Origin of the sequence: Streptomyces sp. NPDC007971 (assembly GCF_042958635.1) — a bacterium.
Classification (GTDB): Bacteria; Actinomycetota; Actinomycetes; order Streptomycetales; family Streptomycetaceae; genus Streptomyces.
The window spans coordinates 422,499-433,119 of record NZ_JBIBJK010000008.1 but is presented as its reverse complement, the minus strand read 5'-3'; the positions used below and the strand labels follow the sequence as shown (position 1 = coordinate 433,119).

Sequence of the window (10,621 nt, the reverse complement as noted above, 5' to 3'; positions counted from 1 at the left end):
GGGAGCGGAACTCGTCGACGACCTCTTCGGTCAACGAGGGACGCTGAGCAATCAGCATGTGTGGATCAGATCCTTCATTCGTGGACGCCCGCTATCTGACGCCGTGGTCCCCGAAGGGTACGGGTGGTGCGGGCCTCCTGCGAAGCCGAACCGCCCGGCCTCGCCCGTCTGCGGGCCGGACGGCCCGCAGGCTCGGCGCCTGCCGGAGTGGAATTCACCGACCAGGGAGGTAGCCACCAGCCCCGTTCGTAGGCGCATACTGGGGGCGATGACAAAGCCTGCTGCACCGAAGCGACACTTGCCCACCAGCCCCTTCAAAGCTCCGGCCACGCCGGCTCCCAAGCACTTCGCCGTGGGTGACCAGGTCACACACGACGTGTACGGCCTCGGCCGGGTGATCGGCATCGAGGACGGAATCGCGGTACTCGTGGATTTCGGCTCGGAGCAAATGCGGATCTTGAGCCCGTACGCCAAGATGACCAAGCTGTAGTACCACTGCGCCCGGTCCCGGCGCGCCAGTAGCGCGGTGACGTGCGAGCTGTCGAGTCGGACCATGGCGCTGCGGCGCTGCGGCGGTGTGGGACAGCGCGACTCCCCCTGCGGCCCGGCCCCCTGCGAGGGGTCGGCGTGGCGGGATTCCGCACGTCCACCGCGGACCGCGTCGACCTCGGCGTGGTCCCGCGTCCGGCGGTCGCTGTGGCCTGCGGCCTCGGCGTGGTCCCGTATCCGGCGGTCGCTGTGGCCTGCGGCCTCGGCGTGGTCCCGTATCCGGCGGTCGCTGTGGCCTGCGACCTCGGCGACGGGCCGTTCGCCGTCGACGACGGCACGGGCCGGCGGCAGAGCGGCAGTGTGGTCGTCGGACTCGCGCCGCCCTGCACTGCGACGAGCACGGACCGGAGAACATGTGGCCGCAGCCGCGGCAGGTGCGACCGTCGTGACCGGCAGGGCGGTGGAACCCCCTGGGGGCAGGGAGGCGCCGCCCGCGACCAGCAGGACCGTGGACGGCGCCAGCAGAGCCAGGCGGCGGGCGGTAGGCGACGCCCCGCGGGCTGCTTCCCGGCCGGCGCGGCCGGTCGGGGATGGCGTGCGCTCGGGAATTGCTCAGGGTACGTCGTCGCTGGGGCGGTGGGCTGCACGGCTTTGCCCGCCGTGCCGGAACTTGCGGCGCCATGATCACTCGCGTCGGAGCGGCTCCAGACCGGAGCGGCTCCAGACCGGAGCCGGTGCGCCGGAGGGCGCCGCTGCACCGGAGGGCGCCGGTGCCCTTTGCGGAGGGCGCCCGACCCCGTACTCCTGGTGAGTCGTACCGGCAGCGGTTCTGCGCGAGGGGGAATGTCAGGAATAGCCTGTAAAAGGCTACTTCGGGGTGGGATGGACCCTCACGAAGTGTTCCCATCGCCGAGGAGGATGCGAAACAGGGAGGAACCATGCCCTGGAATCTGAGCGGCACGTACTTGGAGAGCTGCAACTGCGACGTGGTGTGCCCCTGCACCACCTCTGGCCTCACCGCGCCGGCCGACCACGAACGCTGCCAGGTGACCTTCGCGTTCCACGTGGACAACGGGAGCGTGGACGGCGTGGACGTCTCCGACCGCAGCGTCGCCGTCTTCGTCGACGGACCCCGGGTGATGGCCGAAGGCGGCTGGCAGGTGGCGCTCTACGTCGATGCCTCGGCCGACGACAGTCAGGCGGAGGCGCTGGGCAAGGTCTTCTCCGGGCAGGCCGGCGGGCCGATGGCGGCGCTCACTCCGCTCATCGGCGAGGTCCTCGGCGTGGAGCGCGTCCCCATCGCATACCGTGACGACGGCCGCCGCCACGCCGCGCGGGTGGGCGACGCCATCGACATCGAGATCGAGGACCAGGTCGCCCCGCAGTTCGGCGAGGACGGTCCGGTGATGGGACTGACCGGCATGTTCCACCCGGCGAACAGCACCTTGACGATCGCCCGGTCCACGCGGGCGACGGGCGACAGCGTGTACGGCCGGTCCTGGAACTTCGCCGGCGGTAACGGGCACTCGGCGCCCTTCACGTGGTCCGCATGACCGATGGGCCGGTCACCGGCCGCCGCAGGGCGCGCCCCGCCGTGCTCCTGCTGGTCGCCGCGGCCGTCGCCTGGGGCTGGATGGTGACGGGCTGGGGCGGTATGCGGACGACGACCGCCACCATGGGCCTCGGACTGCCCGCTTTCCTGGTCGTGTGGACGCTGATGATGGCCGCGATGATGCTGCCCTCCACGGCGCCCGTCGCCGCGCTGTACGCGCGCACCATCACCGTGCGCCGGTCGAGGCGCATGGTCGTTTTCACTGTTGCCTACCTGCTCGTCTGGGCCGTGGCCGGGCTGCCGGCGTACGTGCTGGCCGTGGGCCTGGGCCGGGTGGCGGCCCTCCCCGCCGAGGCAGGGGCGGCAGTGGCCGCGGCCGTGTTCGCGGTCAGCGGCGTCTACCAGCTCACGCCCCTCAAGGACCGCTGTCTGGCGAGGTGCCGCTCGCCGGTCGGGCTGATGCTGCGCTACGCCTCGTACCCGGGGCCCTCCCGGGATCTGCGTGCCGGAGCCCACCACGGTGCCTTCTGCCTGGGCTGCTGCTGGTCGCTGATGCTGCTGCTGGCGGCGTTCGGTCTGATGAACCTGTGGGCCATGGTGGCACTGGCCGCCGTGATCACCGCCGAGAAGATCGCTCCGGCCGGCCGCCTGGTGGCCCGTACGGTGGGTGTCGCCTCGATCGCTCTGGCCGTCGCCGTCTTCTGGGTCCCGGCGCTGGCTCCGGGGCTCACCGGTGGCGGTATGGCCGGTATGTAAGGAATTCTGCTCGCTGCGGCGGGATGACACGTCCTGCGGGGTCTGTCCGCCTTCCCGGCACCGGACCGGCGTGCAGGTGAAGACCCGGAGCAACCGGTGCGGTGCAACCTCGGGCCGGGGGAGATCATTTGCCGGGCGTCGTGGCGGCACGGGGGCGTGTGGCCCGGTCCTGGTCGCGGTACGGAGCCAGGAACGGGGTCAGCGCCGCGAGCACTTCCTGGCGAGCCTCCTCGGCCACCCAGTGGCCGGTGCCGGGAATGACTTCGCTCAGCACCAGCGTGACGACGCAGGCGTGCACCAGCGTGACGACGGTGCCCTGCACCACCTCAGGGAGGTGCCGGCGTGCTCGGTCCAGTTCGGCACGGACCTGACGTCGTCCGCGCCCGGTTCGGGCAAGGGGTGTCTGATCGTCTCCGACATCGAGGCCGCCCGTACCGCGATGGTCGGCGCCGGCATCGAGGTGAGTGCGGTCTTTCACCTCGGGCCGGACGGTCCGGTCGAGGGCCTGGACCCGGAGCGGCGCAGCTACTTCTCGCGCGCCACGTTCGCAGATCCCGACGGCAACACCTGGCTGTTGCAGGAGGTCACGACCCGGCTCCCCGGGCGCGTCGATCCCGGGCCGACGTCCTTCGGCTCCACGACCGATCTGGCGAGTGCGCTGCGACGTGCGGCCGCCGCCCACGGTGAACACGAGAAGCGCATCGGCCAGGAGGATCCGGACTGGCCCGACTGGTACGCCCAGTACATGGTCGGCGAGCAGACCGGCGCCGAACCGCCCGAGTAGGGCCGGTGCAGGGAGGAGCCATGGCGGAGACCTACGATCCCCGCCGCACGGCCGTTCTGCTGATCGACCCCTACAACGACTTCCTCGCGGAGGGCGGCAAGGTCTGGCCGCGGCTGGAGCCCGTGGCCGGCAAGGTCGGTCTGCTGGACCATCTGCGTGCTGTGATCGCCTCGGCCCGTGCGATCGGTGTGCGGGTGGTGTTCGTGCCGCACCGTCGCTGGGAGCCGGGTGACTACGAGACGTGGGACCATCCGACCCCCTCGCAGCAAAAGATCCAGGAGTTCCACCACTTCGCCAGGGGTTCCTGGGGCGGGGAGTTCCACCCCGACTTCCAGCCGCAGCCGGGCGAGTCGTCGCGCAGGAGCACTGGGGGTCGAGCGGGTTCGCCAACACGGACCTGGACATGCAGCTCAAGCAGCACGGCATCACCCATGTGGTTCTCGTCGGCGTGCTGGCCAGCACCTGCGTCGAGGCCACCGCCCGTTTCGCCATGGAGCTCGGCTACCACGTGACGCTGGTCCGCGACGCCACTGCTGCTCTCAGTGCGGAGATGATGCACGCCGCTCACGAACTCAACGGCCCCACCTACGCCCAGGCCATCGTCACCACCGACCAACTTGTCGCCGCTTTCCACGGATCCCGGCGATGACAGCCCGGACGGCCCACCGGCTGCCTGCGACGGGGGAGCGGGTCCGAGGCCGGTCCGGCGCTTCTGGCTGCCTGCGTTGCCAGTTGAGCCCCTTCCCTGGCTTGGGAAGGGGCTCAGAAGTCCGTGGTGAGCCGGAGCCGTGGGCGGGTCAGGGCAGCAGGACGGCCTTGCCGCGGTTGCGGTGGGCTTCCAGGTCGGTGTGCGCCTGTGCTGCTTCCGCCAGGAGGTAGGTGCGCCAGATGGGCAGGGTGAGCTTGCCGGCTGCGGCCAGCCGGACCAGTTCCGGCAGGGAGTCGGCGGCCTGCTCGGCGCTGCCGGCGCTGAAGCGGACGCCGTGTTGCGCGGCGGACATGTCGGCGATGGTGATGACGTGTGAGCTGTCACCGGTCAGAGCGACGGAGTCGGCGAGCACCCCGGCGCCGGAGGCGTCGAAGACGAAGTCGACCCCCTGCGGAGCCCGGGCCTTCACCCGCTCCGTCCAGCCGTCGCCGTAGCGCACCGCGGTGGCTCCGAGTGCGGTGACCCGCTCGAGGTCGTGCTCACCGGCCGTTGCGACGACGGTGATCCCCCGGGCGGCGGCCAGTTGCACCGCGATGGTGCCCACGCTGCCGCCCGCGCCGTGGACGAGCAGGGTCCGGCCCGCCTGCACGCCCAGCTCGTCAAGGACACGGAACGCGGTCTGGCCGACGGTGACCAGCGAGGCGGCGGCTTCCCACGACAGGTCCTCGGGCTTGGCCACCGGCCGCTCCAGCAGGGCGTACTCGCTGTAGCTGCCGCCGACGGCGAAACCGAGGACCTCGTCCCCCACGGCCGCGGCCGCTCCCTCGCCGACGGCGTCGACGACACCGGCGGCGTCCAGGCCGGGGGTCACGGGGAAGCGGGCGGGGATGGCGCGGGCCATCAGACCGGACCGGACCTTCACGTCGAGAGGGTTCACGGAGGCGGCCCGTACCCGGATCCGGACCTGGCCCGGGCCGGGCTCCGGCGCGGTGACCTCCGTCAGCCGCAGCACCTCGGGCGCGCCGTACTCGGAGAATGTGATTGCTTGGGACATCGGGAACTCCCTGGTGGAGGCGGGTGAAGAAGGGGACCGCGGGGGGCTCTGACTCAGCGTGCGGTCATGGCGGCGGCTTCGCCGCTCAGGCGGTGAGGGCGGGGTAGTCGGTGTAGCCACGGTGGTCGCCGCCGTAGAAGGTGGCCTGGTCCGGGGCGTTGAACGGACCGCCGGCGGCCAGGCGCCGGGGCAGGTCGGGGTTGGCCAGGAACAGCGCCCCGTAGGCGATCATGTCCGCGCTGCCGTCCTCGATCAGCTTGAGCGCGTCGGGGCCGGTGACGTCGGGGTGGGTGAACGGGTTGAGGACGAAGGTGCCGGGCCATGCCCTGCGCAGCTTTGCGGTCAGGTCGCGGTCCGGGCCCTCCAGCAGGTGCAGGTAGGCCAGTTCCAGGTCTACGAGCCGCTCCAGCAGCGCCTCGTAGACCTCGCCCGGGTTGTCCTCGGAGATGTCGTTGTACGGGTTTCCGGGCGAGATCCGCAGGCCGACCCGGTGGCTGCCGATCGCCTCGGCCACGGCCGTGACGACCTCCGCCGCGAAGCGGATCCTGCCCTCGGTGGTGTCGCCCCAGGCGTCGGTGCGCCGGTTGGTGCCGGGGGCCAGGAACTGGTGGATCAGATAGCCGTTGGCGCCGTGGATCTCCACGCCGTCGAACCCGGCGTCGACGGCGTTGCGGGCCGCGTCCGCGAAGTCGGCGATCGTCTGCCGGATCTCCGCCTCGCTCAGCTCCTTCGGCGTGACGAAGTCCTTCGGCCCCTCGTGGGTGAAGACCTGGCCCTGGGCGGCCACCGCCGACGGGCCCACCGGTACCAGACCGTCGGGCAGCAGGCTGGGGTGGCTGATCCGGCCGGTGTGCATCAGCTGGGCGAAGATCGCGCCGCCCTCGCGGTGCACGGCATCGGTCACCGTCCGCCATGCCCGGACCTGCCCGGGCGTGTGCAGGCCGGGGGTGTCGGGGTAGCCCTGGCCGACCGGTGAGGGCTGGATCCCCTCGGTGACGATCAGCCCGGCGCCGGCGCGCTGCGCGTAGTACGTCGCCATCAGCTCGGTCGGCTCGGCGCCGGGCCCGAAGGCACGGCTGCGGGTCATCGGCGCCATCGCGACGCGGTTGGCCAGGCGCCGGCCGCCCAGGTCGATCGGATCGAAAGCAGTGGTCATGGCTTCTTCCTCTGGATGAGTGCGGCCGAGCGGCCCGGGCGCCCCATGGCCCGTATCCGCGATTGCCTGTCCGAACAAGTAAATCACCTGTCCGAACAGGTAAATCCGGTGTACTCATTCCCGAGGGTCGATGTGAACCACGTCACATGCTCCGGCCTGGCGTTCTCTCTGTTGATGTCGGACGACCGGCCCGGCCGGCCTACTGAGAGGTAGGATTAAGTTGCTCGGGCAGGGAAGTGAGGAAGAGATGACGCAGTCCACACCGGAAGCCGGATGGGGTCCCACGGGGCAGGAGGTCCCGGTGCCCGCCGCGGCCGGTGCCGGTCCGATCAGCCACGCGATCTTCCGCCTGGCCCGCCTGCACCGCATGTTCGCGGGCCAGCTGCTGCGCCGCATCGGCCTTCACCCGGGCCAGGAGCTGGTCATGATGCACCTGTGGGAACTCGGCCCCCAGCGGCAGGCCGACCTGGTGCGGCTGATGGACTCCGACGCTGCCACCATGACCCGCACCGTCCGCCGCCTGGAACAGGCCGGCTTCGTCCGCCGCCGCCCCTCACCCACCGACAGGCGCGCATCCCTCATCGAACCCACGGCGGCCAGCCACGCCCTGCGCCGCGAGGTCGAGCGCGTCTGGAGTCAGCTGGAGGACATCTCGACGGCGGGCCTCTCGGGCGACGAATGTGCCGCGGCCCTGCGCACTCTGGAGCGCCTGGAGCAGAACCTCGTGCAGGCGGCCGCCGGTTGCGCGGGTGCGGGCCCGGAGTGGTGACGCCTGCTCCCGGGGGGCGACGAGTCCGCGGTCTCTTCGGTAACGGCGGTAGTCGCTGCCGGTGGTGGGGTGCGGCGCTGCGAGTCCGGGGCCGAGGGGTGGTCCTCGGACCTCCCGCCGAGTTGCGGGATCCGCTTCGTTCGAGTCGCAGAGTGCTCCGCCTCGTTCAAGATCTGCATGCGGCGCAGGCGCACATCGCCATGTAATCGCCTAGATTGATGCGATTAGTATGTGCGTGTCGGATGTAGACCGCCGCAGGTCCACATCCGATCGCATGGCCCAGCGGGTGCCCGGGCGGTGAGCGGAGGTGACGGTCGGCAGTGGTGAATGCCAGAGGCGACGAAGTGGACACCGCCAAACCTTCCAGGCCCCACGCCCCCGGTCCGCTGCATCAGCCGCAGGGCCTGGGGACCATACGGACCGCACAGCCCCTGGAGCGGCACCGCATGCGGATGCGGCTGCTCGACGCCGTGGACGAGGACCGGCGCGATGTCGAGGTGTTGCTGACCGCGCTCCAGCAGGCGGTGGCCGAGGTGCACGGCCTGGGCGGCATGGTCCATCTCCCGGGCGGCGGCATGAGCGGCATCCTCTACCTGGTCGCCGACAGCGGCCTGCCGGAGTCGATGACCCGCCCCTGGCTGATCATCCCGGTGCGGGGCACGGCGCCGCCCAGCAGGGCCGCCCACGGCGACACCGTCACCTGGCAGCCCGACCTGGCTCCGCCCGACCCGGTGCCCGGCCGGGACCCCGCCGCCCTGTGGCCCTCCCGGCTCCCCTCCGGCATCGGTCACCTGGCCGTTCCCATTCCGGGCGGTGGCGGGCGGCGCGGCGCTCTCTCCGTCCTCTTCGCCCCGGGTGCCGAGCCCGGCGCGCCGGAGCACGCGTTCCTGAACGAGGTGGCGGTCTGGATGTCCGGGAGGCTCAAGTCGTCCGGGATCCTCAATCCGTCCCCCACCCTGCTGCGCGCCCTGGAGAACGGGCCGGGACCGGGGGACGCCGCCCCCCTGTGGGACGTGGACGGGGCGCCGTCCCTCACGTACACCTGGGACCTGCGCACCGGTGGGCTGACCTCCGACCGGTCCGTCGAGGAGGTGCTGGCCGGCATCGATCCGCAGGTGATGAGCGGCGGCATCGAGGCGTGGGCAGCGCTGATCCACCCGGACGACCTGCCCGCGGCGGTGGCCGGCTTCGACACGGGCATCCAGCTGCGCGGCGGCTTCCAGAGCGAGTACCGGATCCGGCGTCAGGACGGCACGTACCTCTGGATCGAGGCCCGGGCCCGGACGATCACGGACGACGAGGGAACGCCGGTGCAGGTGATGGGCACCCTCCGGGACAGCAGCGAGACGCATGCCGCCGCCGAGTCGGTGGGGCGCGCGCTGCGACACATGAGCGACGGCTTCGTCTCCCTGGACGCGGACTGGCGCATCGGATTTCTCAATCAGGCCGCCGAGCGGCTCCTGGGCCCGGCGGGAGACGTGGCCGGATCGCTGCTGTGGAACATTCCCGCAGTGCGTGCCGTGCCGGAGCTGGAGCACCAGTGCCGGGCCACGGCGGCCGAGGGCCGGCCGGCCGAATTCGACGTACCGGGGCCGGACGGGACCTCCTGGTACCACCTGCGGCTGGTACCGGTGCCGAAGGGCCTCACCCTCTACATCACCGACACCACCGAGCGGCATCTGCGGGAGGCCGAGCGGGCCGCCGCGGAGCGGGCGGGCGCGGAGCGGGCGGCTCTGGTGCAGCGGATCACGCGGGAGCTGGCCGAGGCCGTCACGGCCCAGGACGTGATGGCGGCGGTGGCCGCCGGTGTGATGACACCCCTCGGAGCCACCGGACTCATCATGCTCGGCGTGGTCGGCGACCGGCTGGCCGTGGTCGGCTCCCGGGGATACGCGGAGCACTTCACCCGGCTGCTGGACGGGCGCTGGACGGTGCGGGACACCCGGAACCCGGTGGGAGACGCCCTGCACACCCGCACTCCCCTGTGCATCTCCTCCCCGGAGGAGTTCCTGGGGCGGTACCCGGGGACCGAGGACCTGATCCGGACGAGCGGCAAGCAGGCATGGGCCTTTCTGCCGCTGGCTGTGTCGGGGCGCGAGATCGGCGCGGCGGTGATCTCCTTCGGCCGGCCGTGGGTGCTGGACGACGACGAACGAACGCTGCTGACCGCGCTCAGCGGACTGATCGCGCAGGCCCTGGAGCGGGCCGGGCTCTACGACGAGGCGACGACCCGGGCCCGCACCCTCCAGCACAGCCTGCTGCCGCAGGCACTGCCCGAGCTGCCCGAGGTGACGACGGCGGCGCGCTACCAGCCGGCCACGCAGGGAGCCGACGTCGGCGGCGACTGGTACGACGTGATCCCGCTCTCCGCGGCCCGAGTGGCGCTCGTAATCGGAGACGTCATGGGTCACGGCATGGCCGAGGCCGCCACCATGGGCGGGCTCCGCACCGCCGTCCGCACCCTCTCGGAGCTGGAGCTGCCGCCCGACGAGATCCTCGGCCACCTCAACGAGATCGTCGGCGAGCTGGGCACCGACGCCTTCGCAACCTGTTTCTACGGCATCTACGACCCGGTGAGCCGACGGCTGTCGTACGCCAGCGCAGGTCAGCCGCCCCCGGCGGTGGCCCACCCCGACGGCACCGTCACCTTCCTGCCCATGGCTCCGGACCCGCCGCTGGGGGTGGCCGCGCCGCCCTTCGAAACCCTGGAGACCCTGCTGCCCGCCGACAGCCTGCTCGCCCTCTACAGCGACGGCCTGGTCGAGAGCAAGGACAGGGATGTCACCGCCGGTATGAACCGCCTCGCCGAGCTCCTCCTCCAGTCCGTGAACGCGATGCCGGCCTCACCGGCCGACGCGTCCGGCCTGGACGACCTCTGCGCCACCCTCACCTCCGCCCTGCTTCCCGCCCACGGCGCGCTGACCGACGACGCCGCCCTGCTGCTGGCCCGCATCCACCCGCTGGGCGCGGAGAACGTCGCCGAGTGGCCGTTGCCGGAGGACCCGGTGGCGGCGGGCCGGGCCCGCGACCTGGTCCGGACCCAGCTCGCCGACTGGGGCCTGGCCGACGAGGACCTGGTCATGACCACCGAACTCCTGGTCAGCGAGCTGGTCGGGAACGTCGTGCGGCATGCCTGCGGTCCGATCCGGCTGCGCATGCTCCGCAGCCGCGCACTGATCTGCGAGGTCTCCGACGCCAGCCCGACCACGCCGCACATCCGCCACACCTCCGCCACCGACGAGGGCGGCCGCGGCCTGCAGCTCATCTCCGCACTCTGCCAGCGCTGGGGCACCCGCCACACCCGCACCGGCAAGTCGATCTGGACCGAGCAGCCTCTCCCCGCCGCCGCGGCCTGATCCTCGGCCTCGCACGTCACGGTGCCTGCGGGTGAGCGCCAGGACCGGCCGCGCGG

The 10,621-nt window shown here is 71.9% G+C and carries 9 protein-coding genes and 1 pseudogene; 7 read left to right on the top strand and 3 right to left on the bottom strand.

Annotated elements, in window-relative coordinates:
* The first annotated feature begins 268 nt into the window (after positions 1-268).
* From ACFZCP_RS19845 to ACFZCP_RS19835, 3 genes are all read left to right on the top strand, one after another.
* Positions 269-490, top strand: a complete 222-nt coding sequence (locus ACFZCP_RS19845; RefSeq protein WP_391428316.1) for a hypothetical protein — start codon at positions 269-271, stop codon at positions 488-490.
* 937 nt (positions 491-1,427) lie between these two features.
* On the top strand, positions 1,428-2,042 hold the full coding sequence (locus ACFZCP_RS19840; protein WP_362697696.1) for a DUF1326 domain-containing protein: 615 nt from the start codon (positions 1,428-1,430) through the stop codon (positions 2,040-2,042).
* On the top strand, positions 2,039-2,797 hold the full coding sequence (locus ACFZCP_RS19835; RefSeq protein WP_391428315.1) for a DUF2182 domain-containing protein: 759 nt from the start codon (positions 2,039-2,041) through the stop codon (positions 2,795-2,797). The genes ACFZCP_RS19840 and ACFZCP_RS19835 overlap by 4 nt, the downstream gene beginning before the upstream one ends.
* Positions 2,798-2,921: 124 nt before the next feature.
* Here ACFZCP_RS19835 and ACFZCP_RS19830 read toward each other — a convergent pair whose 3' ends face one another.
* The gene (locus ACFZCP_RS19830; protein WP_391428314.1) at positions 2,922-3,119 is read right to left on the bottom strand and encodes a hypothetical protein; all 198 of its coding nucleotides are present in this window, start codon (positions 3,117-3,119) and stop codon (positions 2,922-2,924) included.
* Between ACFZCP_RS19830 and ACFZCP_RS19825 the strand changes: the two genes are divergently transcribed.
* Both ACFZCP_RS19825 and ACFZCP_RS19820 read left to right on the top strand, forming a co-directional pair.
* Positions 3,090-3,581: a VOC family protein gene (locus ACFZCP_RS19825; protein WP_391428313.1), complete on the top strand. Its 492-nt coding sequence runs from the start codon at positions 3,090-3,092 to the stop codon at positions 3,579-3,581. The two genes, ACFZCP_RS19830 and ACFZCP_RS19825, sit on opposite strands and share 30 nt — an antisense overlap.
* Before the next feature lie 20 nt (positions 3,582-3,601).
* Positions 3,602-4,230 (top strand): annotated as a pseudogene (locus ACFZCP_RS19820) (isochorismatase family cysteine hydrolase).
* A 148-nt stretch (positions 4,231-4,378) separates the two neighbouring features.
* On the opposite strand, the gene ACFZCP_RS19815 reads toward ACFZCP_RS19820, so the two are convergent.
* Together ACFZCP_RS19815 and ACFZCP_RS19810 are read right to left on the bottom strand one after the other, a co-directional pair.
* The gene (locus ACFZCP_RS19815; protein ID WP_391428312.1) at positions 4,379-5,284 is read right to left on the bottom strand and encodes a zinc-binding dehydrogenase; all 906 of its coding nucleotides are present in this window, start codon (positions 5,282-5,284) and stop codon (positions 4,379-4,381) included.
* 85 nt (positions 5,285-5,369) lie between these two features.
* On the bottom strand, positions 5,370-6,440 hold the full coding sequence (locus tag ACFZCP_RS19810) for an alkene reductase (RefSeq protein ID WP_391428311.1): 1,071 nt from the start codon (positions 6,438-6,440) through the stop codon (positions 5,370-5,372).
* Between the two features lie 247 nt (positions 6,441-6,687).
* On the opposite strand from ACFZCP_RS19810, the gene ACFZCP_RS19805 reads away from it, so the two are divergent.
* The gene (locus ACFZCP_RS19805; protein ID WP_391428310.1) at positions 6,688-7,209 is read left to right on the top strand and encodes a MarR family transcriptional regulator; all 522 of its coding nucleotides are present in this window, start codon (positions 6,688-6,690) and stop codon (positions 7,207-7,209) included.
* 446 nt (positions 7,210-7,655) lie between these two features.
* Positions 7,656-10,565, top strand: coding sequence for a SpoIIE family protein phosphatase (locus tag ACFZCP_RS19800; RefSeq protein ID WP_391428309.1), 2,910 nt, complete (start codon positions 7,656-7,658; stop codon positions 10,563-10,565).
* The last annotated feature ends 56 nt before the right edge of the window (positions 10,566-10,621 follow it).

What these genes read in the sequence shown, in the direction of transcription:
- ACFZCP_RS19845 (WP_391428316.1), top strand. Translation starts at nt 269, where the DNA reads ATGACAAAGCCTGCTGCACCGAAGCGACACTTGCCCACCAGCCCCTTC.
- ACFZCP_RS19840 (WP_362697696.1), top strand. Translation starts at nt 1,428, where the DNA reads ATGCCCTGGAATCTGAGCGGCACGTACTTGGAGAGCTGCAACTGCGAC.
- ACFZCP_RS19835 (WP_391428315.1), top strand. Translation starts at nt 2,039, where the DNA reads ATGACCGATGGGCCGGTCACCGGCCGCCGCAGGGCGCGCCCCGCCGTG.
- ACFZCP_RS19815 (WP_391428312.1), bottom strand. Translation starts at nt 5,284, where the DNA reads ATGTCCCAAGCAATCACATTCTCCGAGTACGGCGCGCCCGAGGTGCTG.
- ACFZCP_RS19810 (WP_391428311.1), bottom strand. Translation starts at nt 6,440, where the DNA reads ATGACCACTGCTTTCGATCCGATCGACCTGGGCGGCCGGCGCCTGGCC.
- ACFZCP_RS19805 (WP_391428310.1), top strand. Translation starts at nt 6,688, where the DNA reads ATGACGCAGTCCACACCGGAAGCCGGATGGGGTCCCACGGGGCAGGAG.
- ACFZCP_RS19800 (WP_391428309.1), top strand. Translation starts at nt 7,656, where the DNA reads ATGCGGATGCGGCTGCTCGACGCCGTGGACGAGGACCGGCGCGATGTC.